The 24,258-nt window shown below is 68.0% G+C and carries 24 protein-coding genes; 9 read left to right on the top strand and 15 right to left on the bottom strand.

What is annotated here, in order from left to right:
• Nucleotides 1-127 precede the first annotated feature (127 nt).
• Together AC0662_RS23855 and AC0662_RS23850 are read left to right on the top strand one after the other, a co-directional pair.
• Nucleotides 128-1,066 carry an EamA family transporter gene (locus tag AC0662_RS23855; RefSeq protein WP_478303269.1) on the top strand — a complete coding sequence of 313 codons (939 nt, stop codon included), beginning with the start codon at nt 128-130 and terminating at the stop codon, nt 1,064-1,066.
• Nucleotides 1,067-1,589: 523 nt separating this feature from the next.
• Nucleotides 1,590-2,186 carry a hypothetical protein gene (locus AC0662_RS23850; protein ID WP_452196108.1) on the top strand — a complete coding sequence of 199 codons (597 nt, stop codon included), beginning with the start codon at nt 1,590-1,592 and terminating at the stop codon, nt 2,184-2,186.
• 271 nt (nt 2,187-2,457) lie between these two features.
• On the opposite strand, the gene AC0662_RS23845 is transcribed toward AC0662_RS23850, so the two are convergent.
• Together AC0662_RS23845 and hisC are read right to left on the bottom strand one after the other, a co-directional pair.
• Nucleotides 2,458-3,174, bottom strand: coding sequence for an SDR family NAD(P)-dependent oxidoreductase (locus AC0662_RS23845; RefSeq protein ID WP_452196109.1), 717 nt, complete (start codon nt 3,172-3,174; stop codon nt 2,458-2,460).
• A 72-nt stretch (nt 3,175-3,246) separates the two neighbouring features.
• Nucleotides 3,247-4,326: a histidinol-phosphate transaminase gene (gene hisC / locus AC0662_RS23840; protein ID WP_478303267.1), complete on the bottom strand. Its 1,080-nt coding sequence runs from the start codon at nt 4,324-4,326 to the stop codon at nt 3,247-3,249.
• Between the two features lie 201 nt (nt 4,327-4,527).
• Between hisC and AC0662_RS23835 the strand changes: the two genes are divergently transcribed.
• The gene (locus AC0662_RS23835) at nt 4,528-5,400 is read left to right on the top strand and encodes a dimethylarginine dimethylaminohydrolase family protein (RefSeq protein WP_452196111.1); all 873 of its coding nucleotides are present in this window, start codon (nt 4,528-4,530) and stop codon (nt 5,398-5,400) included.
• Nucleotides 5,401-5,577: 177 nt separating this feature from the next.
• Here the strand turns inward: AC0662_RS23835 and AC0662_RS23830 are convergent, their stop codons facing one another.
• Nucleotides 5,578-6,192 carry a PEGA domain-containing protein gene (locus tag AC0662_RS23830; RefSeq protein WP_478303264.1) on the bottom strand — a complete coding sequence of 205 codons (615 nt, stop codon included), beginning with the start codon at nt 6,190-6,192 and terminating at the stop codon, nt 5,578-5,580.
• 19 nt (nt 6,193-6,211) lie between these two features.
• The gene (locus AC0662_RS23825) at nt 6,212-7,825 is read right to left on the bottom strand and encodes a phage tail tip lysozyme (protein ID WP_452196113.1); all 1,614 of its coding nucleotides are present in this window, start codon (nt 7,823-7,825) and stop codon (nt 6,212-6,214) included.
• A gap of 132 nt (nt 7,826-7,957) precedes the next feature.
• Here AC0662_RS23825 and AC0662_RS23820 point away from each other — a divergent pair, with 132 nt between their 5' ends.
• The gene (locus AC0662_RS23820; RefSeq protein WP_452196114.1) at nt 7,958-8,659 is read left to right on the top strand and encodes a GntR family transcriptional regulator; all 702 of its coding nucleotides are present in this window, start codon (nt 7,958-7,960) and stop codon (nt 8,657-8,659) included.
• Between the two features lie 20 nt (nt 8,660-8,679).
• On the opposite strand, the gene AC0662_RS23815 is transcribed toward AC0662_RS23820, so the two are convergent.
• The 8 genes from AC0662_RS23815 to AC0662_RS23780 form a co-directional block, all read right to left on the bottom strand.
• The gene (locus tag AC0662_RS23815; RefSeq protein ID WP_478303262.1) at nt 8,680-10,734 is read right to left on the bottom strand and encodes a glucosidase family protein; all 2,055 of its coding nucleotides are present in this window, start codon (nt 10,732-10,734) and stop codon (nt 8,680-8,682) included.
• Nucleotides 10,735-10,803: 69 nt separating this feature from the next.
• Nucleotides 10,804-12,057, bottom strand: coding sequence for an enolase C-terminal domain-like protein (locus AC0662_RS23810; RefSeq protein WP_452196116.1), 1,254 nt, complete (start codon nt 12,055-12,057; stop codon nt 10,804-10,806).
• Nucleotides 12,054-12,833, bottom strand: coding sequence for an SDR family NAD(P)-dependent oxidoreductase (locus AC0662_RS23805; protein WP_452196117.1), 780 nt, complete (start codon nt 12,831-12,833; stop codon nt 12,054-12,056). The genes AC0662_RS23810 and AC0662_RS23805 overlap by 4 nt, the downstream gene beginning before the upstream one ends.
• Before the next feature lie 94 nt (nt 12,834-12,927).
• Nucleotides 12,928-13,737: a carbohydrate ABC transporter permease gene (locus AC0662_RS23800; protein WP_452196118.1), complete on the bottom strand. Its 810-nt coding sequence runs from the start codon at nt 13,735-13,737 to the stop codon at nt 12,928-12,930.
• Complete coding sequence (locus AC0662_RS23795) at nt 13,724-14,650, bottom strand: carbohydrate ABC transporter permease (protein WP_452196119.1); 927 nt, start codon at nt 14,648-14,650, stop codon at nt 13,724-13,726. The genes AC0662_RS23800 and AC0662_RS23795 overlap by 14 nt, the downstream gene beginning before the upstream one ends.
• A complete protein-coding gene (locus AC0662_RS23790) occupies nt 14,647-15,921 on the bottom strand; it encodes an ABC transporter substrate-binding protein (protein ID WP_452196120.1) in 1,275 nt (424 codons plus the stop codon). The genes AC0662_RS23795 and AC0662_RS23790 overlap by 4 nt, the downstream gene beginning before the upstream one ends.
• Before the next feature lie 16 nt (nt 15,922-15,937).
• A complete protein-coding gene (locus AC0662_RS23785; RefSeq protein ID WP_452196121.1) occupies nt 15,938-16,645 on the bottom strand; it encodes a FadR/GntR family transcriptional regulator in 708 nt (235 codons plus the stop codon).
• Nucleotides 16,642-17,652 carry a DUF4185 domain-containing protein gene (locus AC0662_RS23780; protein ID WP_478303258.1) on the bottom strand — a complete coding sequence of 337 codons (1,011 nt, stop codon included), beginning with the start codon at nt 17,650-17,652 and terminating at the stop codon, nt 16,642-16,644. Before AC0662_RS23780 ends, AC0662_RS23785 begins: the two co-directional genes overlap by 4 nt.
• A 264-nt stretch (nt 17,653-17,916) precedes the next feature.
• On the opposite strand from AC0662_RS23780, the gene AC0662_RS23775 reads away from it, so the two are divergent.
• Together AC0662_RS23775 and AC0662_RS23770 are read left to right on the top strand one after the other, a co-directional pair.
• On the top strand, nt 17,917-18,303 hold the full coding sequence (locus AC0662_RS23775; RefSeq protein ID WP_452196123.1) for a phage holin family protein: 387 nt from the start codon (nt 17,917-17,919) through the stop codon (nt 18,301-18,303).
• A 5-nt stretch (nt 18,304-18,308) separates the two neighbouring features.
• Nucleotides 18,309-18,728: a low molecular weight protein-tyrosine-phosphatase gene (locus tag AC0662_RS23770; RefSeq protein WP_478303255.1), complete on the top strand. Its 420-nt coding sequence runs from the start codon at nt 18,309-18,311 to the stop codon at nt 18,726-18,728.
• Here the strand turns inward: AC0662_RS23770 and AC0662_RS23765 are convergent.
• Nucleotides 18,725-19,936: a pyrophosphate--fructose-6-phosphate 1-phosphotransferase gene (locus AC0662_RS23765; protein ID WP_452196125.1), complete on the bottom strand. Its 1,212-nt coding sequence runs from the start codon at nt 19,934-19,936 to the stop codon at nt 18,725-18,727. The two genes, AC0662_RS23770 and AC0662_RS23765, sit on opposite strands and share 4 nt — an antisense overlap.
• 78 nt (nt 19,937-20,014) lie before the next feature.
• A complete protein-coding gene (locus tag AC0662_RS23760) occupies nt 20,015-20,458 on the bottom strand; it encodes an Lrp/AsnC family transcriptional regulator (RefSeq protein WP_478303253.1) in 444 nt (147 codons plus the stop codon).
• An 87-nt stretch (nt 20,459-20,545) separates the two neighbouring features.
• On the opposite strand from AC0662_RS23760, the gene AC0662_RS23755 reads away from it, so the two are divergent.
• Both AC0662_RS23755 and AC0662_RS23750 read left to right on the top strand, forming a co-directional pair.
• Nucleotides 20,546-21,445: a DMT family transporter gene (locus AC0662_RS23755; protein ID WP_452196127.1), complete on the top strand. Its 900-nt coding sequence runs from the start codon at nt 20,546-20,548 to the stop codon at nt 21,443-21,445.
• Nucleotides 21,442-22,416 carry a TIGR03560 family F420-dependent LLM class oxidoreductase gene (locus tag AC0662_RS23750; RefSeq protein ID WP_478303250.1) on the top strand — a complete coding sequence of 325 codons (975 nt, stop codon included), beginning with the start codon at nt 21,442-21,444 and terminating at the stop codon, nt 22,414-22,416. The genes AC0662_RS23755 and AC0662_RS23750 overlap by 4 nt, the downstream gene beginning before the upstream one ends.
• Here AC0662_RS23750 and AC0662_RS23745 read toward each other — a convergent pair.
• Nucleotides 22,409-23,398: an acetamidase/formamidase family protein gene (locus AC0662_RS23745; protein ID WP_478303248.1), complete on the bottom strand. Its 990-nt coding sequence runs from the start codon at nt 23,396-23,398 to the stop codon at nt 22,409-22,411. The two genes, AC0662_RS23750 and AC0662_RS23745, sit on opposite strands and share 8 nt — an antisense overlap.
• Nucleotides 23,399-23,515: 117 nt before the next feature.
• On the opposite strand from AC0662_RS23745, the gene AC0662_RS23740 reads away from it, so the two are divergent.
• A complete protein-coding gene (locus AC0662_RS23740) occupies nt 23,516-24,208 on the top strand; it encodes a response regulator transcription factor (protein ID WP_387769088.1) in 693 nt (230 codons plus the stop codon).
• Nucleotides 24,209-24,258: the final 50 nt, after the last annotated feature.

Genomic DNA, 24,258 nt, shown 5'->3' with positions numbered 1-24,258 from the left:
GAGCGTCCGGCACGCGTGGCCGGAAACCGTGGATCGGTGGCCGGAAACCGTCTTGCGCGGCGGATCGCGCGGACTTAGCGTAAGCATCGTTAATGCATGATGCACCTGACGGAACGAGGGGGTTCAGATGACCGCCGCTGCCCCGGCCAGAGTGGTCGAGACCGGTTCCCGGACGGCATCCGGAGCGATGATCTGGACCGCGCTCGCGGTGGTGTACGTCGTCTGGGGCTCGACCTACCTGGCGATCCGGGTGGTCGTGGAGGCGGAAATCCCACCGATGCTCGGGATGGCGACCCGCTTCCTCACCGCGGGTGTTCTGATGGCCACCGGCCTGGCCCTGAAGTCGGGCTGGCGGCGCCTCCGGATCACCCGCCGCGAGGCGATCGGCGCGGCCACTGTCGGCATCCTCCTGCTTGCCTTCGGCAACGGCGCGGTCGCGGTGGCGGAGCAGACCGTTCCGTCCGGTCTGGCGGCGCTACTGGTCGCCGCGATCCCGCTGTGGCTGATGTTGCTGCGCGTCGGCGGCGGCGAGCGTCCGCGGGCGATGACCTGGATCGGCGTACTGATCGGATTCGGCGGGGCGGCACTCCTCGCGCTGTCGGGTGGCAACACGAGCGCGAAGCCGCTGTCGGTGGCGATCCTCGTCGTCGGCACGATCTGCTGGGCGACCGGCTCCCGGTTCGCACCCCGCCTCGGCCTGCCGCGTGACCCACTGGTGACAGCGCTCTACGAAATGGTCTTCGGCGGTACGGCGATGGTGCTGCTCGGCGTACTGCGCGGTGAACCCGGGCGACTGCACTTCGACCGGATCCACGGCACCGGGTGGATCGGGCTGGCGTACCTCGTGGTGTTCGGGTCGCTGCTCGCGTACACGGCGTACTCGTATCTGCTGGCGAACGCGCCGATCTCGCTCGTCGGGACGTACGCGTACGTGAACCCGGCGGTGGCGGTGTTCCTCGGGTGGCTGATCCTGAGCGAGAGCCTGACCTGGCAGATCCTGTTCGGCGGCGCGGTGATCATCGTCGGCGTCGCGCTCGTGGTCACCTCGGAGCGCCGGCGGCGCTAGTGTCCTGAGTCGCCGTACGGCGACTCGCCCGGCTGATCGCGGCGGCACAAAAGGAAAGACCCGGGCCCCAAAGGACCCGGGTCTCCCACCGCTGCCGATGCGCGCGGCAGCGGGTCCGGCCGCCGGTCGCGCTGTGCCCCGAAAAAACACGGCGCGAAACTCCGGCAATGGTTCCAACGATATTCCGATCAATCGTGCTATTGCCAATTCGGCGACCACCGAGCCCACCGAGAACAATCTTCCGATTCACCGGATCTTCCGTCACCCGCGCTGACTCAACGACGTACCCGGACGTCGGTTACGGGTCCTTCCATCTCAACTTCCGCTCGCTCTCCCGACCGTGCTGTCACCGGCAAGTTGCCTGGTCAGCACGGTTTTCGTTGTTCCGTCAGGGAACTCATCACCGGGCGGCTATGCGCACCCGAGGGATCAGAATTGTTGACGAAAAAGTTTGTAACCGGCCACGCCAGGTGTCGTTAGCAACTAAGACGAATCCGTCAAACCCGAAAGGAAACCTGGCATAATGCAGGTAACTCGCAAGATCGTCGCGGCTGCGGCAGTGGCGACCGTCGCCACCCTCGGTCTGGCCACCATGGTGAGCGCCAACGTTCTGGACGACGCGCAGCAGAAGGCCCAGGACGCGGGTCTCGCCGACACGGTGTCCTCGGTCGCCCAGAAGGGCTACGACGCGGGTCACGCTCGCTGGTGGGGCGTCCGCAAGGACGGCTCGCTGGTCGCCATCGACCGCAACGACCTGGGCGCCGTTCAGGCCTGCCACAACTTCGGTGCCGGCACCGGCATCGGCGGCACCGTTCCGGCCAACGACATCACCGGCATCGTGGGCTGGGGCAACGACGGCAACAGCGTGACCGCCGTCAAGACCTGCGAGCAGGACAACGAGCAGAACCGCCAGTGGTACAAGGCCGACGGCAACGGTGTCGTCTCCGTGTCCGACAACAAGGTCGGTCCGTGGCAGGTCTGCCACAACCAGATCGACGCCACGGGCATCGGCGGCACCGTTCCGCTGACCAACCCGACCGGCATCCTGGGCCTGGACAACGACGGCAACTCCGTTGACTCGCTCAAGACCTGCGAGCAGAGCAACGAGCAGAACAACTGACCCTCCCTGGTCAGTGATGCAGGACCCGAAAGAGCCACCTCGGTGGGGTGACTGATTCGGAGCACCATCGCAGTACGCAACACCGGCGGCGCCGGGAGCAAGCCTCACAGCTCCCGGCGCCGCTTCTTTATGCCCCCAGCCACGCCCGTCACCCGGTTGCCCACGGGCGGACCACATCTCGCCGAGTCGTGTCGAATGGTTGCTACCCGATTCCCCGAGTCGTGGAGCGCGGTCACAAAACTCGAACCAACTCCCACGACTCGACGGCCAGTTACCTGACGAGGTCGCGGAGGTCTACGCGGGAGCCGTTGGGGAGGTTGTGGGTGAGAAGGGACCAGATTCCGGTGGCGGCGGACTCGGGGGTGATGAGGGCGCCGGTGCGTTTGAGGTCGTGGAAGCGGGCGACCGAGGGGAAGTCGGACTCGGCGGTCGCGCGGATCTCGGACTGCATCGCGGTGTCGACCACCCCGGGTGCCACCGCGATCACCCGGCACCCGTCGGCCGGTTGCTCCTGGCCCACGGTCCGGACCCAGTGCTCGACGGCTGCTTTGCCGGCGTTGTACGACGACCATCCGGCGTACGCCGTCTTTGCGGCTCCCGAGGACAGCATCACGAGATGCCGCTCGCACTTCAGGTGCGCCGACGCGCGGAGGAACGCGGCGCCGAGGACCTGTGGTGCGGCGGAGTTGAGGAGCGCGGCCCGGGTGTAAGCGCCCGAGTCGGCGCCGGCGGCGGGACCGATGGGGGTGACGGTGCCGGCGTTGTGGATGAAGATCGCGCGATCGCCGTCGTACTCGGCGAGTTCCTTCGTGAAGTGCTGTTCGACGAGCAGCCAGTCGGCCGGATCCGCGAGGTCGGCGCGCAGGTGTTCCGCCGTACCTCCACGTCGGGAGATGTCGATGACGCGGGCGTCCGGGAACGGCACCGCCGCGGCCAGCGCAGCACCGATCCCAGCCGAAGCCCCGGAAATCCAGACGAGAGCACTCACCCGCGAGAGCTTCTCACAACCCCAACCCGACCCACTGACACCCCGAACCGAGTGACGCGGGTCCGGTCGGGCTCACTGGCGCCAGGCCTGGGCGACTTCCAGGAAGAGGTCGTTGGCTTCGCGCTCGCCGATGGTGACGCGGACGCCTTCGCCGGGGAACGGTCGGACCGAGACGCCCTCGGCCTGGACTTCTTCGGCGAACTTCACCGTGTCCTCGCCGAGCTCGAGCCAGACGAAGTTGGTTTCCGACTCGGGTACGTCCCACCCGGCGGACCGGAGCTCGTCCACGACGCGGTTCCGCTCGGTGACCAGGGCATCGACGCGTTCCAGCAGCTCGTCCTCGACGGCGAGGGACGCGATCGCGGCCGCCTGGGCCACGTAGCTGACACCGAAGGGCAGCGCGCATTTCCGGATCGCCGCGACCACCGGCGGGTGACCGATCGCGTACCCGACCCGGAACCCGGCCAGTCCGTACGCCTTGGAGAAGGTCCGCAGTACGAGCACGTTCGGGCGGTCCCGGTACACGTCCACGCCGTCGACGACGTCGGCGTCGCGGACGAACTCGCGGTACGCCTCGTCGATCACGACCAGGACGTTGGACGGTACGGCGTCGAGGAACGCGAGCAACTCGTCACGGCGTACCACGGGGCCTGTCGGGTTGTTCGGCGTGCAGACCAGGACGACCTTGGTGCGATCGGTGATCGCGGCTTCCATCGCCTTGAAGTCGTGCCGCGCGTCGGCGGTGAGCGGGACCTTGACGGACGTCGCGCCGGTGAGCTGAACCGCGATCGGGTACGCCTCGAACGAGCGCCAGGCGTAGACCACCTCGTCACCGTCCGCGACCGTCGCCTGCAGCAGGTGATAGAGCAGGGCGACCGATCCGGTGCCGACCGCGAGATCGCTGACCGGTACGCCGAACCGGTCCGACAGCGCCTCGAGCAGGTCGACGGCGCCCATGTCCGGGTACCGGTTCATCTGGGCCGCGGCCTCGGTCGCGGCGGCGAGCACCCCGGGGAGCGGCGGGTACGGGTTCTCGTTGCTGGACAACTTGTACGTCGGCCGGCCGTCCGAGCGCTCCGGCGGACGACCCGGCTTGTAAGCCGCGACATCGTCCAGACAGGCGCGAAAGCGAACCTCATGGTCAGGGGTCATGCCCGCAGGTTAGTCCTTACATCACCCCAGAACCACCCTCCCCCGAGCATGCTCCACCACACCCGCGGACGGGGTCCCAACCGCACCTTCACGGCGGGTTCGGCGAAGGGTTTGACTCCGCGAACCCCGAGCCTCAAACTGACTGATTGTCGGACAATCAGGAGATCTGACACCAGGTCTCAACGGTTCAGGAGGGTGTTCATGGGACAGCCGCTGGAGTGGGGTCGTCGCTATCTGATGGTCCGCCCGGACCACTTCCGGATCGACTACGTGATCAACCCGTACATGTCGACGCAGGACCAGCCGGACCCCGCGCTGGCCCTGAAGCAATGGGACTCGCTGCGGCAGGCGATCGTGGACGCCGGCGGCGAGGTCGAGGTCCTGGAGCAGCGCGCGGACTCGCCCGACATGGTGTACGCGATGAACCTCGGCCTGGCCGCGGCGGACGGCCGGGCGATGCTCTCGCACATGCGGTTCGAGCCGCGCCGGAAGGAGTCGTTGAGCGCGGCCGACTGGTTCACCGGGAACGGGTTCCAGCTCGACCGGATCGGCGGCGAGGGCGTCGGGCCGCACTTCGAGTCCGGGGACGCGTTCGTGTTCGGTGACAGTCTGGTCGTCGGGTACGGGCCGCGGACCGAGGCGGACGCGCTCAAGCACTTGGCGACCGAGTGGGACATTCGCGTTCGGGGGCTGCGGATCGCGCACGAGGGGATGTACCACCTCGACCTGCCGTTCTGCCCCGTCGACAGCACGCACGCGATGGTCTATCCGCCGGCGTTCGATGCGGCCAGCCAGGCGGAGCTGTCCGGGATCGTGCCGGAGCCGATCGTGCTCACCGACGAGGAGGCGTTCGCGTTCTCCGCGAACTCGATCGTGGTCGGCGAGACGATCATCATGCCGGCCTGCTCACCGCGGCTGCACGAGATCTTCACCGAGCTCCGGCTGCGGGTCGTCGTGCTGGATCTCTCGGAGTTCCACAAGGGCGGCGGCTCGGTCCGCTGCCTCACCAACCCGCTGGACTTCCCGCTGGCCCCGATCAGCACCCCAGGCGGCGACCTCATCCTCCCCACCTGACCGGGCAGCTAGCTCCCGCCTGACCGGGCGGCTGGCCAACACTCCCACCTGACCGGGCGGCGGGGTCGTGCCGTCCGCCTGACCGGGCGCCGGGTCTCGCCCCCTGTCCTTCCGCTTCGAGGGTATCCGGAACGGGCTGATGGCCTGTGGGTTTATCCACAGGCCATCACCGCCGGGCTACTTGCCGGTGGTCCAGATGATGTCGAGGGTGTCGATGTCCCAGCCGTAGCCCTGGATCCACTGCAGGGCTTTTTGCCTGCCGGTGGGGCCGTAGACCTCGATGACGACCGAGATCGCCTCGGGGTTGTCGGGGTCGGTCTTGGACTTGGTGTACGTCGCCTCGAAGCCGTCGCCGACGTACGGGAGCTGCTTGAGGACCGGGTACTTCTGCCGCAGCCGGGCCTGGGTCTGGTCGTACTTGCGGCCGGCTTCCGCCTCGAGTTGCTCCTGCTGCTCGGGGTGGTTCTTGCTCCACTCCCGGCCCTCGGCGTTGTTGGCGTAGAGGTACATCTTGAGGCTCAGGTCACCGCCGCTGGCCTCGAAGGTGGTGGAGTAGCTCTGGAAGCCGCGCCGCTGGCCCTCGATCGTGTGGGTTCCGGACTTCACCTTGACCTCGGTGTTCGAGGCGATCTGGTGGCCGTCCACGACGAGCGTCAGGTCGTTCGGGATCGGCTCCACCGTGACCTTGGTCTCCGAGCCACCGCGGAGCAGCAGGATGCCGCCGACCAGTACGACGACGACCACCAGCGCGACCACGCCGATCATGAAGGGCCGCCGGTTCTCCTCCAGCATCAGGTGCTCCTGTCCTTGGTCAGCTCGCCGGGGTCGGCGCGCTCTTGAGCCGGTAGACGGTGAACTGGCCGCCGACACCGTACAGGTGGCCGGCCTCCGGGACGTGGCCGCCGAGCGAACCGGACGCCGAGTCGTAGCCGCCGCCGTCCTTGCCCCACGGGCCGACGTACAGGTAGGTGTGGCCGGGGCCGTTCAGGATGTCACCCGGCTTCATTCCACCTGGTGGGGTGCCGTGCCACGAGTCGTACTTGCCCGAGGACTCGAGGTGGGTGCGCTGTACGTCGGTGCCCACGTTCGGGTATTCCTTGTCGGCGCCGCTCATGTGCATCACGGTGGCGACGAACCGGCCGCAGTCGGTGTACGGCGTCTGGCCGCTGCCGCCGTCGTTGTACTGCTCCATCGCCTTGACGTACTCGGGCTTCGCGAGGCTCACGTCGGTGCCGTCGTGACCGCTGTCGGGCCAGGCCAGGTTCTTCGCGACCTCGGCGATGTTGCCGCTGCCGGCACCGCAGCCGCCGGCTCCGGCGTCGGATCCACCGCCGGCCGGGGCCGAGCCGCCGAAGGTCTTGAGGACGTGTTCCGCGTTCGCCTTGCGCTCGGCGTACCGCGGGTTGTTCGGGTTCTCGTAGCCGAGGAACCGCTCGAACTGGCCACCGAAGGCGATCGCTGCCTCGTCGACGGTCGTGGCGGCCTTGACCGCGTCACCCGCCGCCTTCTCCGAGAGCACCTTGCCGAGGAGCTGCTTGTGCAGGAAGTCCAGCTGGAAGGCGAGCGTGGCGATCTGGTCGTCGCCGGCCCCGGAATCGCGGGCCGGGTTGATCATCTTGGACGCGGGTGTCCATTGGACGATGCCCCAACCGCCCGAGAACCCGAGCACGTCCGAGGGTTTGGTCACCGTCCCCGGGTTCGTGCCCTCCTTGCGGCCGGGCTCGACGCTCGACTCGCTGATCATGTTGCCGACGATGCCGGCCGCCTGCTCCTTGGTGTAGCCGTTCTGGACGAAGAAGTTGAACGCCTTCTGCTGGTTGTTCGACCCCGAGAGGTCGCCGCCACAGCTGCAGCCGTCACCGCTGTCCGAGGCCTCGACCTCGAACGGGTTGCCTTCCGGCTTCTCCGTGGACCACTTGCCGTTGCTCTCCCGGTCGACCCACATCTCCCAGTGCAGGTGCGGACCGACCAGGGCCCCGGGCTCCGTTTCGCTACCGGAACCGGAGGTGCCGATCACGTCGCCGCGCTTGACGGTCGCATTCAGCGTGGCGGTGACGGTCTTGAGGTACACGTACCGCGTCTCGACGTCCTCCTGGCGGATCCGGACCTCGTTGCCGGAGGCCTTGATGACCTTGCCGTCGTTCGAGGCGTAGACCTTGCTGCCCTCGTCGACCTTGAAGTCGTAGCCGGCGTGACCGGGGAAGTTCGGCGCGGGGGAGGTCCACTCGCCGTCGATCTTGTGCTTGTCGGTCGGGTAGGCGAACAGGCTCTGCTGCTGGGTCTGCGCCTGGCACTCCGCCGCCTGCGAGTCCATGTTGCCCATCACGGCGAGCACCATGACGAGGGCGAGCAACAGCGGGAAGAGGAAGAACAGCGCGGCCCCGCCGGCGAACGTCGTCGCCGTGTTGCTTCCCGAGTCGGCCACGATCTGCTCCTCGCTCACTCAAGTGGCTCTCCGCGCCGGTCCGCGGAAAGGGGCGGCCACCGAGGTAAATGCTGCCCGAAAACCAGGTCATCATGTCGAAAGTTATCCACAGGCCACGCGACGGGTGGGGTCGTGCGCGACAACGAGCCGGGTCTGGACGAGAATCACACCATGTACGAACGGCTGCGGGTGGACCGCTCGACCACGGTGGACCGGGTGGTCGACGCGCTGCGCGCCGCCCTGTTCGCCGGCGACCTGCAGCCCGGTACGCCGCTGCGCGAGCAGCCGCTCGCGGAGGCGCTCGGGGTAGCCCGGAGCACCATCCGGGAGGCGATGACCATGCTGGTCACCGAGGGCCTCGCGGTCCGCGAGCCGAACAAGGGCGTGAGCGTCGCGCTCCTGCACCCGGAGGCGGTGGCGGACATCTGCCGGGCCCGGTTCGTGCTCGAGTCGGCCGGGATCCGGGCCTGGTTCGACGCCGACGAGGCGGCCCGGGAGCGGGTCCGGGAGGCGATGCGGGTGTTCGCCGCGACCGCCAAGGACGGCGCCGACCCGGAGGCGATGACCGAGACGCACCTGGCGATCCACCACAGCCTGGTCGCGCTGACCGGCAGCGAGCGGTTGATCGCGACCGCCGACGCAGTCACCGGCGAGGCCCGGCTGGCGCTGGCCCGGGTGGACGCGCTGCGGCAGGACGCGCGCCAACAGGTCGCGTCCCACCGCAAGCTGATCCGGCTGCTCGAGCGTGGCGAGTTGGACGAATGCGTCGAGGAGCTCCGCCGCCACCTGGCCGGCGCCGAGGAGTCCCTCCTCGAGGCCATCGCGATGCCCTGACGCCGTACCCCGGTCCGCATTTACCTGCTCGGGGAGACCTCGACCAGTCCGTCCGCCGAGACGTCGTACACCGTCGAGCCGACGCGGAGGCCGGTCAGGCGGGCGTCCGGGTCGAGCGCTGTCACCTGCGGGTTCGCGGTGACGGTGCCGTCCAGGGCGACCTCGATGCCGAACACGCCCTCCAGGATCAGGCTGACCCACGCGCCCGAGGACGAGCAGGACCAGTCGATCAGGTAAGGGAACTGCGGCGGCGACTTCCGCGCACCGCCGGCCATCGGCGGCTGCGCCTCCTCGACGAAGTGCGCCTGACCACACGGGCCCTGGTTGGCGGACTTGGCGAGACCTGGCAACCAGTCCAGCAGGACGTCGCCCCGGCCGAGCGCGAACAGCGCACGCCCCGCGTCCGCGGGCCAGGCCGGGTACGCCCCGTTCCACTGGTGGTCGGGACGGACGCTGAACGCCGCATCCGCGTCGTACGGCGACAGCGCGCGCATCCACGTGGGAGTCTGCAGCTCCCGCTGGAAGAACGACACCATCTCGGCGCACTGCGACTCGGACAGGTCGTCCGGCATCGTCGTACCGATGATGTTGAAGTCGTAGCAGTGCCGGACCGGGACCAGCGCGCCATCGGGCTGGCGCGCGTGCCAGAAGCCCTTGCCCTCGACGTACAGCTCGTTGACGTGGCCGGCCTGGGCTGACGCGTCCTTGCGCAGCAGGGCGGCGCGGTCGGTGTCACCGGAGCGGTCCGCGATCTCAGCCGCCACGCGCATGCACCACACGTTGGCGGCGTTGAAGCTGGCCACCTCGTGCACGTAGCTGCTCACGCACTCCATCAGGTTGTCGATGCCGCCGTAGTCGGCCAGCGCGTGCTGACCGCGCAGGCCGCGCCACGCGGTCGCCCAGTCGTGGACGTGCTCCGCTACCTGCTTCGGACCGACCTGTGCGTCGAGGAACGTCTCATCACCCGTGAAGCGCACGTAGTCGCGCACCAGCCGCGTCATGGCGAAGTCGTTGACCGAGTACCAGTAGCCGACCGGTCCGCCGGTCAGCCACTCGGTGCCGAAGTGCTTGTGGGTGTCGAGACCGATCCAGTGCTCGATGTGCTTCCGCATCGGCTCCGGGTCGAGCAGTGCGTGCGTCAGCGACGAGAGGCTGTAGTCCCAGATGAACGTCGTGGTCTGCCAGTACCGCGGCATCAACGTGTCGTAGGTACGTCCCAGCACCGACGCCGGGTTGTCGCGGCGGAACCAGATGACGCCGAGCACACCCCACCAGTACAGCTTCTGCAGCGCCTCGTTCGACGTCTCCAGCACCGGCAACGACCCGCTGAAGCCTTCGCTGGAAGGGTCGAACGCGTCGGCGAGCGCCATGTCCCACACGCCCTCCGCCACCGTGATCACCGACGGTACGTCGGCAACGCAGACATCGAAGTGCTCGGTCGCGTCCTCCAACGAGCCCGCCAGCACATGCACGTACGACAGCACCGCCTTGCCGGACTCATCCAGCCGCACGGTTGCCTCAAGCATCGACCGGTCGATCTCCGACGGCACGTCCAGACCCTGCACACTGACTGCGGACCCAGACTCCCCAGTGCCGACAACCCGACCGTCGACGGCAGTCAGAGTGTTCGGCTCAGACGGCGGCTCCGGCTTCAGCCAGCCACTGCCAGACCGGGTTGCAGTGCTCTCGAGAGCGAACCCGAGCCGAACAGACCGGCCTGGTGCGCCAGACACCTCCAGCCGTACGACGACTGCGGGCCGGCCCGGCGCACACGCGGTAGTGGACCGCAGCTCCAGTCCGTCGACCGCGGTGGACCGGACGACACAGTCCGGTCGCCACACCACGTCCACCGTCCCGCCGTATGAGCGCGCCAGCCGGCCGTCGACGTACAGCTGACCGGTGATGGTGTCGCCGTGCGAGTACGGCGGGAAGTTCACGCTGCGGAGCGCGACGACGTCGTGGTCGACCTGCGCCGTACCCAGGAAGTTCGTCAGCCCGGGCGGGTTGAACATGTCGTCGTACGTGTGGGTGAGGACATCGCTCGCGAGATCAGCAGAACGAGGAATGGTGGTCATGGGGCCTCCCGGCCTGGACTGAGGAGCGGAGGGAGCGAAGCGACTGGAGCGACGAGGGAAGGGCGGGAGTCAAAGCCCCATGGCCCGCCGAGCCGGAGGCGAGGCAGAAGGCTCAGGGTCTGCCCAATCGGTGTTCGGGAGGAGCGGGTACCAGTCCGGGCGTGCCGGGTCGCGGTCGTAGGGGTACGGGCCGAGCTCGCGGAACAGTTCGGCGTACTCGGCCAGCTTGTCGCGGTCCAGCTCGACCCCGAGACCCGGAGCGTCGGGTACGGCGATCGCGCCGTCGACGTACGGGAGCTTGCCGCCGGCAATGATGTCGTCGCGCAGGTGGTGGTAGTGCGCGTCCGCGGCGAACGACAGGTTCGGTACGACGGCGCCGAGGTGCAGCATCGTCGCGAGCTGGATGCCGAGCTCACCGGACGAATGCACGGCGACTCCGAGCTGGAAGGTCTCGCAGACCCCGGCGGCCTTGATACAGGGGCGGATGCCGCCCCAGAACGTGGTGTCGAGCAGGATCACGTCGACGGCCGGGTCCCGGACGTTGGCGGCGAGCTGTTCGAAGTTCACGACGACGGTGTTGGTGGCGAGCGGGATCGGCGTGTTCTCGCGGACCCGGCGCATCCCGTTCAGACCCCAGGTCGGGTCCTCGAGGTAGTCGTTGTCGAGGTCCTCGATGCCGCGGGCGAACCGGATCGCCTCCTCGACACTGAAGGCGCCGTTCGGGTCGAACCGGACCCGATGGCCCGGAAACGCCTCGGCCAGCGCCCGGAAGCACTCGCGCTCGTAGTCCGGCGCGAAGACGCCGCCCTTGAGCTTGTGCACGCTGAATCCGTGCTGGTCGACCAGCTCCTTGGCATGCGCGACCAACTGGTCCGCGGTGCGGATCTCCCCGGTCCCGTCGTCGGCCGGGTGCCGGAAGAACAGGTAGCTCGCGAACGGCACCCGGTCGCGCACCTTGCCGCCGAGCAGTTCGTGCACCGGTACGCCGAGTTCGCGGCCCTGCAGGTCCAGACACGCGAACTCGATCGCGGCGAGGAGCTGGGTGCGGTTGTTGTAGAGGCTCGCGGTCGGGTTGGCGAGCATCCAGCGCAACGCCTCGGTCCGCGCCGGGTCGTGGCCGAGCAGATACTGCTTGAGCCCGGTGACCGCGGCCTCGGCGCTCTGCCCGCCACCGCCCATCTCGCCGAGCCCGATCAGCCCGTTGTCGGCCTCGACCTCCACCACGGTCCGCACGAAACGTCCCCAGTGCGCTCCGTTACTGTGCCGCAGTGGCGCTTCCAACGGCATGGTGACCGTGGTCGCGCGGACATCGACGATCTTCACTTCGCATCCTCCGGCAGTACGACGGGCAGCCCGGCGGTCAGGCCGCCGTCCACCTTCACGTCCGCTCCGGTCACGAAAGACGCGGCCGGCGAGGACAGGAAGTAGATGACCTCGGCAACTTCTCCCGGTGTCGCGACGCGACCGAGCGGGTGCGAGCGGCCCCACTCGGCGACCACGTCGTCGGTACTCCGGTCACCGGCGAACTGTGCCGCCGAGGTACGCAGCATCGGGGTGTCCACCGAGCCGGGGCAGACCGCGTTCACGCGAATCCCGTCCGGTGCGTGGTCGACCGCCATCGCCCGTACCAGGCTCAGCAGTGCGCCCTTGCCCATCGAGTACGCCGCGACGCCCGTCTGCGCCGCATACGCCTGGACAGAGGCCACCACGACGACGCTGCCGCCTCGCGGCAGCTTCGGGACGAACGCCTGGCAGACGAAGAAGACACCGCCGACGTTCACCGCCATGACCTCGTCGAAGACCGACGGCGGTGTGTCGACAACCGTGCCGTACCGCTGGATCCCCGCGGCGCAGACCAAGGAGTCGACGGATTCGAACTGTGCGGCCGCGGCCGCGAGTGCCTCGCGATCGCCGACGTCGACGGCCACACCGGTCACCTGGTCGCCGAGCTCGTCGCGGAGCGACGCCAACGCGTCGGCGTCCCGGTCGAGCACGATCACCCGGTCACCAGCGGCGACGAACCGCTCGACGGCACCACGCCCGATCCCGGCGGCGCCGCCGGTGACCACGGCGGTCCGGGTACCGGATCCCAGGGCCATCACAATCCCCCCTTCGACTGCGACGCACGGTCGCCGAGGCGGCGATCGGGCGATTGTGATGGCGTGGCGGTTCGCATATTTCCTCCGAAGGACATCAGAACTGACCCAGGGCGAGGCCCCGGGAGAAGAAGCGTTGGGCGGCGAGGAACAGGATCACGGTGGGCAGCGAGACGAGCAGACCGCCGGCGAGCACGGTCGGCAGCGCGGCGCCGCCGTACGTGCTCTGCAGGCCGGTGAGGGCCGGCATGATCGGGCGGACCGAGTCGGACTGGCTCAGCGTCAGGCCGAGCAGCAGGTCGTTCCAGACGAAGGTCGCCTGCAGGATGAAGATCGCGGCCAGCGCCGACCCGGCCATCGGCAGGTAGATGCTGCGGAAGATCCGGAACAGCCCGCCGCCGTCGACCACCGCGGCCTCGAAGACGCTGCGCGCGATCCCGGTGAAGAAGTTGCGCATCACGAACGCCGAGAACGGCACACTGATCGCGGTGTAGACGATGATCATCCCGACCCGGGTGTCGTAGAGCCCGGAGTTCGCGTACCCGGAGAACAACGGCATCAGGATCATCTGCAACGGGAAGATCGTGCCGCCGAAGATGAATACGAACCACAGGAACCCACGCCGCAGCTTGAGTACGACGATCGCGTACCCGGCGGCCGCGCCGATCAGTACGGCGAGCACCGGCGCGATCACGCTGTACATCGTGGTGGCCACCAACGTGTCGCCGAGCGCCGCCTTGCTCCAGGCGTCGGCGAAGTTCGCGAACAGCGAGAACCCGGCCGGCTTCCAGACCGTCTTGGCGTCGAACCCGTCGACCGGCTTGGACGCGTTCACCAGCAGCAGGTAGACCGGCGCCAGCCAGATCAGCCCGAGGACGACGAGGAACGGTGTCTTAACCTTGCTCACGGGCGTCCCCCAACTGGTAGCGCAGGTAGAGGATCGACGCCGCGAACGTGACCAGGCTCAGGAACAACGCGATCGCCGCGCCCTGCCCGTAGTCGTTCAGCACGAACGTCTCCTTGTACATGGACAGGGCCAGCGTCTCGGACGACGTACCGGGACCGCCCTGGGTCATCACCCAGACCACGTCGAAGGTCTTCAGGCTGCCCACGATCGACAGACCGATGACCACGGTCGTGATGGGCCGGAGCTGCGGCCACAGGTGGTAACGGAAGAGCGTGAAGCCCTCCGCACCGTCCAGCCGCGCAGCCTCCAGCGGCTCGTTCGGGATGGACTGCAGGCCGACGACGAACAGCAACGCGTTCACGCCGGCTGCCTGCCAGGTGACCGCCACGATCATCATCAGCGTGTTGCCGGGACCTGCTTGCAGCCAGCCGGTGTGTGCGCCCGGCAGCCCGAAGAACCCGAGTGCCTGACCCAGTGCGCCGTCCGGCTGCAGTACGAAGCCCCAGATGACGCCAACGGCCACGCCGGAGATCGCATACGGCAGCAGGAACGGCAGCCGCAGCCACGTGCCCCACTTGTGTCCATACGTGAGTACGGCGATCAGTAGCCCGAGCACCACCGGCAGAGTCACCATGCCGGCCACCCACAGCAGCGTGTTGACCAGCGCGCCGACCAGGTCGGGGTCACTGAACATGGCCTTGTAGTTCGCGAGGCCTGACCAGACCGGTGACGCCAGACCGTCGTAGTCGGTGAAGCTGACGTACGTCGTCCACAGGAACGGCACGTACAGCAGCAGCCCGACCACTGCCACGGCCGGCAGCCCGAACAGCGGTGCGGTCCGGACGCCGGTCCGGTCCGGACGCCGAGTGCGCGCCCCGACCTTGACCGGCGGCCGTTCGATCGTTGAAGTCACTTCTGCTTGGCCCAGTACGCGTCCGCCTCGGCCTGGATCTTCTGCAGGCCCGGCATCGGGTCACCCGGTTTGGTCACGAACGCGCCGAACACCTCGAGCGCCTTGTTCGCCACCGGTACCGGCGTCGCCTCGAACCACCGGTTGATCAGGCGGTAGCCGTTCACGTCCTTGTTCAGCTGCGACAGCCCCGGGTCCTTGACCTCGGCCTTCGGGTTGAACGACAGGTCGCCACGGGAGTTCGCCCACGCGGTCTGCGCCTGCGGCGTGACCCACCAGTCGGTCCACTTCTGCACCGTCGACGCGTGGTCGCTGGCCGCGGCCGAGCAGACCGGGCCGGTCTCGAAGATCATCGAGGTCTTCGGCAGCGCGGGGTTCACGTTCGGGATCACGAAGAAGTCGTAGTCGGTACCGGCCTTCATCTTCAGCGTGTTCAGGTTGCCGCTGAACCAGGTGCCGAAGTTGATCATCGCGACGTCGCCGTTCTTCAGCTGCGCCTGCGGCTCGGTCTTCGAGCCCGGGTCACTGAAGTACCCGGCGTCGATCATCTTCTTCCACTCGTTCATCACCTCGACCACACCCGGGTCGGTGTACTTCGCCTTGCCTGCCGCGAGCTTGTCGTACAGGTCCGGGTCCTTGCCGGCCAGCAGCGTCTCGAACCAGACGAACGAGAACAGGATGTTGGTCTGGTAGAACGGCTTCACGCCGGCCGCCTTGACCTTGTCGGCGACCTGCGTCAGCTCGGCCCAGGTCTTCGGCGTCTGGGTGATCCCGGCCTTCTTGAAGACCGCCTTGTTGTAGTACATCACCCAGTAGCCGGCGTTCAGCGGGACGCAGTACTGCTTGCCGTCGAAGGTGAAGTACTGCTTGAGCTGCTCCGGGATGTTGCCGTCCGCAACCGCCTTGGTCCACTGGTCGGTGGTCTCGGCGACGAGCTTCTGGTCCACCAGATCCTGAAGCTCCTTGCCGGTGTGCCAGCTGAACAGGTCCGCCTTCTCCTTGGTCCGGAACGAGGACCGGATGAACGCGGTGTAGGTGTTCGAGTCGGAGTACCCGACCGGTTCCATGCCGACGCCGATGTCCTTCTTGCTCGCCGCACCGACCTGGGTGAAGGCGTCCTTCCAGCCACCCTTGTCGTTGTAGAACTTCAGTGAGTCGACAGGCTTGTCCTCGCCTTTCTTCGGGGCAGCGGCGCCGCCACCCCCACAGGCGGACAGCGCGAGCGCACCGGCGATCACCAGAGCCGCCAGCGCCTTCCTTCTGTTGCGTTGCATGTTGCGTCCTTCCAGCTCAGGGTTGCTGAAGTCGTTGGTTGATGACAGCGAGGACGCCGTCCAGGTGTTCGCGGGTGAGGAGTTCGGCGAGGTCGGGGTCGCCGGAGCGGATCGCGTCGTAGATGGCGCGGTGCTCGTCCAGGTCGGCCTGGCGGTCGCCGTGGATGTGCAGGATCTCCAGCTGCTCCCGGGCGTTCACGACGGTCACCGACTCGACGACCTCCGCGAGGGTCGAGTTGCCGGACGCCTGGGCCAGTGAGCGGTGGAAGTCCATGTTCACCTCGGCCAGCTGCGCGTGGTCGCCGGATGCGATCAGCTCAGCCGCGGTGGTGAGGTCCTTGGCCATCTGCTCGAGTGCGGCCTCGCCACGGGTCCGGGCTGCCAGTGCGGCGACCGGCGGCTCGATGAGTGCACGTGCCTCGAGCAGCTCGACCAGACGGTCCGCACTGGGTGCGAGCGCCAGCGGGTTCGCGAGTACCAGCCGGCCGACGTTCGGACCGACGTACACGCCTGACCCGTGCCGGAGCTCCACGGCCCCGGTTGCCTCCAGTCGCCGCAGCGCCTCCCGCACAGTGGGTACGGCGACCTTGAACCGCTCGGCCAGCGACCGCACTGCCTCGAACTGATCGCCGGGCGCCAGCTTCCGCTCCGCGATCAGCGCGAGCATCGACGTCGCCAGGTCGTCCAGCAGACTCCGGCGTACGACGCCTCCCGATGTGCTCACTTCGACGCCGCCAGGGTCACCGAGAGGAACCGCGGGCGGTAGATGCTCACGTCGCCGTACAGCTCGTCACTCACCAGGCTGTTGACGTTGTAGCTGACCAGGAGCGACGTACCGCGCCGCAGGTCCGGGTGCTCGTGGGAGTTGTACGTGATGATGTTCCCGCCGGTCTCGGGGGTCTGGTACAGCTCGACCGGCTTCACCCACGGACCGGTCGGCGAGCAGGAGAAGTACCCGACGACGCTCTTGCTGAAGAGCTCCTTGGTGTTGTGCGTGACGAGCAGGTAGCCGTCGTTGAAGCGCGTGACACTGTGCTCGTTGGCGACTCCCTCCAGCACGCGGGCGGAGGCGCTCTCGTCGGCGGACCAGCCGGAGCCGGTCCAGTACTCCCACGGCTTGGCGGTCAGGTCGTCACCGCGGACCCGAGCAACGTGCTGGTACTTCGATGCGCCCAGGTCCTCGACGCCGTACACGTAGGTGTAGCCCTGGTCGCGCAGGAGCCAGCCGGACCACTGCACGTTCGCAGCGGACGGGAGCTGGGTGAGGCTCTTCAGCTTGTACGTCTTGCTGTCGAAGCGGGCCAGGTAGTTGCTGGCCCAGTGCCAGTCCCACTGACCCGTGCCGGTCTTCTCGAAGCGCAGTGCGACCACGTCGAGGTCCTGGCCGGCGTGACTCGTCTGGGCGGCACCGAACCAGTACCACCCGTTGGCGGGCGGCGGGACGAGCGCGGTGGGGTCGGCCGCCGTGCCGCCGGTGACCGTCTTCAGGCTCGTGCCCTGCTGGATCACGAACGAGTTGTTGATGAACGGAGTGGTCTTCGGGCGGGTGCCGTCGGCGTTGACCGGGCCGAGGAACGTGTCGGAGAAGATCCACGCCGTACGGCCACCGGAGAGCGGGACGGAGTAGGTGCTGTCCGCACCCGTCCAGCCCTTTCCGGTGTTGCTGTAGGCGTTCAGCAACCCCTCCGGTGCGGCGTGGGGTGTCGTCTTGGCGGTCCAGTTCGTCTGCACCGCGCTGCATGTCGAAGGGGCGGCGGAGGCAGCGGGGACAGCGAGGCCCGCTGCCGTGAGAGACAACGCGACAACTGCAACCAATGGGCGGGACATGAAAATGATCAGATCACTTGGTCATTTTCGGTGTCAACCCTTCCTCTTCCTTCTTCTTTCTCTGTGTTCTTGCGCTTACTGCACGTGGTGAGGCGAGCAAGAAGGTCAGGGTTGTCTCCGGGGGAGTACGGAGCGTGGTTCTACCGGTCAGGTGGGAGGATCGACGGCATGAAGAACTTGATCATCAGGCTGCTGGCCAACGCGATTGCGCTGGCGGCGGCGACCTGGCTCGTGTCCGGGATCACTCTCGAGGGCGCGACCACCAGCCGGCGACTGCTCACGCTGCTGATCGTCGCCGCGATCTTCGGCGTCGTGAACGCGATCGTGAAGCCGGTGGTGAAGCTGCTGTCGCTGCCGCTGCTGATCCTCACCCTCGGCCTGCTGACCTTCGTGATCAACGCGGTGATGCTGTGGCTGACGTCCTGGATCACCGGCAAGCTCGACGTCCAGTTCCACGTCGACGGCTTCTGGTCCGCGCTGTTCGGCGCACTGATCATCAGCATCGTCGGCATGATCCTGAACGCGGTGCTGCCCGAGAAGGCCGAAGTGCACTAGTGCGGGTGGAGATTGTCTGCACCGGCAACATCTGCCGGTCGCCGATGGGCGAGGTGGTGCTGCGCGCCAAACTCGCCCAGGCCGGTGCCGGCGACGTCGAGGTGACCAGCTCGGGCCTCGGCGCCTGGCACGTCGGCGACCGGATGGACCCGCGGGCCGCGGCCGCCCTGCGCCGCCGCGGGTACGACGGCAGCTCGCACCGGGCCCGTCAGTTCGACCCGGCCTGGTTCGCCGAGCGTGACCTGGTGCTCGCGATGGACTCAGGCCATCTGGACGCGCTCAGCCGGCGCGGCGCGGCACAGCTGTTCGCGCGGGACGACGTACCGGATCCGTATTACGGCGAGGACGACGGGTTCGACGAGGTCCTCGCGCAGATCGAGAAGGCGGCCGACCAGTGGGTCGGCCGCCTCCGCGGTCAGCTCTAGCTCTGGCCGAGCTCCGACTTCAGCGCGACGAACCACTCCACGCCCGGGTCGAACTCCTTGCCGCCGGCGATCCGCGGGAACTCGATCGCGCGCAGCTCGTCGCCACGCTCCTCGTCGTGGCCGACCACGCCGGACTCACCGCGCAGCGCCGCGTCGACGGCGTAGTCGGTGCACTCCTTGATCAGCGCGAGGTCGCGGTCGTTGGCCGCGGCCGAGCGGCTGAAGTACCCGCTCTTCTGCACCATCGTCTTCTCGGCGCCGATCCGCTCCGCGAACTGCTTCGCGAACCACGCACCTGGGTTGATGGTGTCCAGCTTGACGTGCCCGAACGGGTCCCGCCCGACCTCCTCGCCGCGCGCCTCCATCTCGGCCACGATCGACGGTACGCCGGCGCCCTCGGACAGGAAGATGTTGACGCAGTCCTCGGAGTCCATCACCTTGCGCAGCCGCTCGGCCTCGGCGTCCAGGTCGATCGTTGCCTCCGGCACGTACACCGCGTGCACCGACCAGCCGCCCTTGGTCAGGCCGATGCCCGGGTTCCACTCCTGCTCATCGACCCACTGCTGGTAGGCCTGTGCCGTTGCCGCGGTCAACCATCCGCAGTTCCGGCCCATCACCTCGTGGACGATCAGCATCCGCGGGTTCGAGCTGTGCTCGGCGATGATGTTGCGGGCGAACAGCGCGCCCTGCTCGGCCGCGGTCCACGCGCCCAGGCTCTGCCGGATCGGGATCACGTCGTTGTCGATGGTCTTCGGCAGGCCGACGACCGTCAGGTCGTAGTCGTGCTCGTGCAGGTACGCCGCGAGGTCGGCGGCCGTGGTGTTGGTGTCGTCACCGCCGATGGTGTGCAGGACGTCGACACCGTCCGCGACCAGCCGCTCGGCGGCGACCTGGAGGGCGTTCTGCCCGTCCTGGATCAGGCCGCGCTTGACCAGGTCGGCGGTGTTGGTCAGCTTCACCCGGCTGTTGCCGATCGGGCTGCCGCCGAACTTGTGCAGCACCGACGCCTGCTCCCGCACCTCCGGGGTGACGTCGAGGAACCGGCCGCTGAGCAGGCCGTGGTACCCGTTCAGGTAGGCGATGATCTCCACGTCGGGCGCGACTTCGGTGTAGCGCTCGATCAGTCCGCCGACGGCGGACGACAGGCAGGGCGCGAGCCCGCCGGCGGTGAGCAGGGCAACTCTGCGGACAGACTTGTCGGCAGCCATGGTCCAGGTCCTTCCGGGAGTGTCGCTGAAATCGCCACCAGACTAGTGATGCAGACCACTCTTGAGGGTGGTTGGGGTTCACCCAACGGACAGCGGGACGCTCCGTGGCGGGACGGGCGTGGACACGATGAAGGAACTTGTTGTCTGGCCGTGGATCAGGAACTTGTCGAGGACGTCCTCGAGGGCGGCGATCTCGGGGACCTGGACGCGCATCAGGAAGCAGTCCTCGCCGGAGATCCGGTGGCACTCGACGACCTCCGGGGTCCGTCCGGCCAGTTCGATGATCTTCGGGATCTGATTCGGCCCGGGCCGCAGTCGCACCCAGGCCGCGACCGGCCGGCCGAGCGCCGCCGGGTCGACGTCGAGGCGGTACCCGCGGATCACGCCGGACTCCTCCAGCCGAGCGACCCGCTCCCGGATCGTCGGCGTCGACACCCCGAGCCGGCGAGCGAGTTCGGTGGTCCGCAGCCGGGGATCCGCCGTCAGCTCGTTCAGAATCCGGGTATTGAGCTCATCCAGCACGGGACTTCTCGTTTCGGTAAGCAAGACCGCCTCCTCGGCTCCGAACTGCCATGGAATCACCGAACGTCCGTTTCTACTGTAGTGACCGTGCCTTCACTCGTCGAAGCTCCGTCCCGCACCGGTCTCGCGACGGGCGCCGCCGCGGTCACGGTCGTCCTGTGGGCGTCGTCCTTCGTCGCCATCCGGCACGCCGGCGCGGAGTTCTCCGCGGGCTCGCTGGCCCTGGCCCGGCTGGGACTGGGCAGCGTCTTCCTCGGCGCGCTCCTACTCACCCGGCCGCGCCCAGAGCCTTCCGTACGCCGTTGGCCCGCGCACCGCGACTGGCTGCCGCTGATCGCGTGTGGCGTGCTCTGGTTCGGCGTCTACAACCTGGCCCTGAACGAGGCCGAGCGCCGCCTCGACGCCGGTACGTCGGCCATGCTCGTCCACATCGCCCCACTACTGATCGCCGTACTCGCAGGCATCGGTCTCGGTGAGGGCTTTCCCAAACAGCTGGTGATCGGCGGTCTGGTCTCGTTCGCCGGCATCGTCGTCATCGGTACGTCGACCTCCAACGGCAACGCCGAGACCTGGGGCGTCGTCCTCTGCGTCGTCGCCGCGATCTCGTACGCCGTGGGTGTGGTGACGCAGAAGCCACTCCTGAGTCGGCTACCGGCCGCTGAAGTCACGTGGCTCGCCTGCACCATCGGTGCGGTCATCTGCCTGCCGTTCGCGCCCACTCTGGTCAGTGAGCTGCGCACTGCCGACGCAGCGACCATCTGGTGGGCCGTGTACCTCGCAGCGTTCCCCACTGCTCTCGGCTTCACCACGTGGGCCTTTGCGCTCCGCCGTACCAGCGCCGGTCGGATGGGCGTCACCGTGTACGCCGTACCGGCTGTCGCCATCGTGCTCGGGTGGCTGTTCCTTGGTGAGGCTCCAACCGTTTTGGCCTTGGCCGGTGGCGCACTGTGCCTCGCCGGGGTCGCAATCTCCAGGAGGACTGCATGAAGTTCGGTGTGTTCGTTCCGCAGGGCTGGCGGATGGATCTGGTCGAGCTGGCGGACCCGGTCGAGCAGTGGGAGGCAATGACCGCTGTGGCCAAGGCAGCCGACGCAGGTCCGTGGGACTCGATCTGGCTGTTCGATCACTTCCACACCGTGCCTGAGCCGGTCCGCGAGACCGTCTTCGAGATGTGGACCACGACGGCCGCGCTGGCGCGCGACACTACCCGGGTGAACCTGGGCCAGCTGGTCGGCTGCAACGGGTACCGCAACCCCGCACTGCTCGCCAAGATGGCCGCCACGGTCGATGTCGCCAGCCACGGCCGCATGTACGCCGGTATCGGCGCAGGCTGGTCGGAGCACGAGTGGAAGGCGTACGGGTACCCCTGGACCAGCCAGAAGGAGCGGATGGGTTCCTTTGTCGAGGCCGTCGAACTCATCCACCGCCTGTGGACAGAGGACGACGTGGAGTTCCAGGGCCAGTACCACGCGGTCGACAAGCCGTACGTCGTCCCGCGGCGCAAACCGAAGCTCTGGATCGGTGGGGGCGGTGAACGGGTGACACTGCGACTCGTGGCGAAGTACGGCGACGCGTGCAACTTCGGGACCGGGCGGGTGGACGTCATCGAGCGCAAGCTCGCCATCCTGCGGCAGCACTGCGAGGAGGTCGGCCGCGACTACGACGAGATCACCAAGTCGACCAGTCTGAACGTCTTCCCGGTCGAGGCGGGCGCGGACCCGGTCAGCGCGACGGCCAAGGCACGCGGGCGGTACAGCCTGGAGGAGTTCCTGGAGAGCGGCTCCGGCGGGACGTCGCACGTGCTGGCGGAGGTGGTCACGACGAAACAGCTGAGTGAGCACGTGGAACGCCTCGCCGAGGCCGGCATCGACTACGTGATCTCGTACATCCCCGGCGTCGCCTACGACCACGAACCGATGCAGCGGTTCGCAGAGGACGTCGTACCCCAGTTCAGCTGAGCGAGCGCAGGTGCCGGTGGATGCCGTCGTACGCCGTCACCTGCGGGAGCAGCCGCTTCGGGATCTTGGTGACCATGCTGTAGTTGGCGTCGACCACGTTGGCCAGTGGGACCTCGCTGACCTGGCTGAGCAGCTGGTACGCGTCCAGCTTGTCCAGGCCGTAGAGCGAGCCGAGCCAGTTGACCATGTCGACCTGACCAGCCCGCCAGGCGTCCTCGAGCGGCCGGCTCGACGCGACGACGGCCAGGTAGTCGTCACTCTCCAACCGCGGCCAGACCGGTCCGGGCGTCTTCAGCAGGTCGACGATCAGTACGACGTTCATCGCGCCCTCGACCGCCGTACCGCAGGACTCGCCCTCACCCTGGCGGTAGTGGCCGTCACCGACGGAGAACAGGGCACCCTCGACGTTGACCCTCAGGTAGCAGGTTGTGCCGGCCCGCATCTCGGGCGTGTCCATGTTGCCGCCGAACGTGTCCGGCACCAGCGCCGAGCGAACCTCACCACCCGCCGGTGCCACTCCGACCGTGCCGAGCATCGGCTCCAGCGGCAGCGCCACCTCCAGGTCGCTGCCCTGCGCCTGGAACCCGACGGTCTGCCGAGCACTGTCCACCTCGTAGATCCAGGTCCGCTCCGGTAGCGGGTCCTGCAGCGTGGCGGTCCGGTCGGTGCTGGTCAGCCCGCCGAAGAACGGGATGGTGGCCGAGGCGCCCCAGCTCCGTGCGGGCGTCAGCTCGACGAGGTGCAGCACCAGCGTGTCGCCCGGTTCGGCACCCTCGACGTAGAACGGGCCCGTCTGCGGGTTCACGAACGGCATGTTCAGCGAGGCGCTCGCGAGGTCCGACGTACTGCGCAGGCTCCCGCCGAACGCGTCCTCGGTCCACAGGCGCAGCGCAGTACCGGGATTGACCCGGCGAACCGGTGGGACGCCTCCGAAGGTCCAGGCGAAGTCGGCGGGCTCGGGGGTGAATTCCAGAACGTCCACGCTTGGCAACTTAAGGTGTACAGGAGGTATTGGGCGAGCGATCAGCGGGTTCTCAGGCGATTCTCACAGTTGCGACTTACTCTCGGTTGCGGAACTTCGAGCGGAGCGGGGCAGACGATGCGGGTACTGGTGGTGGACGACGACCGGGCGGTCCGGGACTCGCTGCGCCGTTCGCTGGAGTTCAACGACTTCGAGGTGGTGACCGCGTCCGACGGCGCCGAGGCGCTCGCGGTGATCGGCAACGTCGAGCCGGACGTCGTCGTGATGGACGTGATGATGCCGCGGCTGGACGGGCTCGAGACCACCAAGGCCTTGCGGGCCGCCGGCAACAATGTGCCGATCCTGGTGCTCACCGCGCGGGACGCGGTCGCGGACCGGGTTGACGGCCTGGACGCCGGCGGCGACGACTACCTGACCAAGCCGTTCGCGCTCGAGGAGCTGCTGGCCCGGCTGCGCGCGCTGCTGCGCCGCAGCACCACGCCCGGCGAGGGCGGCCAGCGCGGCGAAGTGCTGCAGTACGCCGACCTCGTGGTCGACGTCGACGCGCACGAGGTGCACCGCGGTGACATGCCGATCCAGCTCACCCGCACCGAGTTCTCGCTGCTGGAGCTGCTGATCCGCAACCCGCGCCGCGTGCTCGAGCGCGCCGTCATCCTGGACGCGGTCTGGGGCTACGACTTCCCGACCACGGCGAACTCGCTCGAGGTCTACATCGGATACCTGCGCCGCAAGACCGAGGTGAACGGTCTGCCCCGGCTGATCCACACCGTCCGCGGCATCGGATACGTACTGAGAGACACCCCACCGTGAGTCAGCAGCACCCTGGCGACTTCCCGTCGTACGCCGATCGGGAGTCGCAA

The organism is Kribbella sp. NPDC043289, assembly GCF_056436705.1.
The sequence above is the reverse complement of the archived record's forward strand: the minus strand, read 5'-3'. Positions and strand labels throughout refer to the sequence as shown.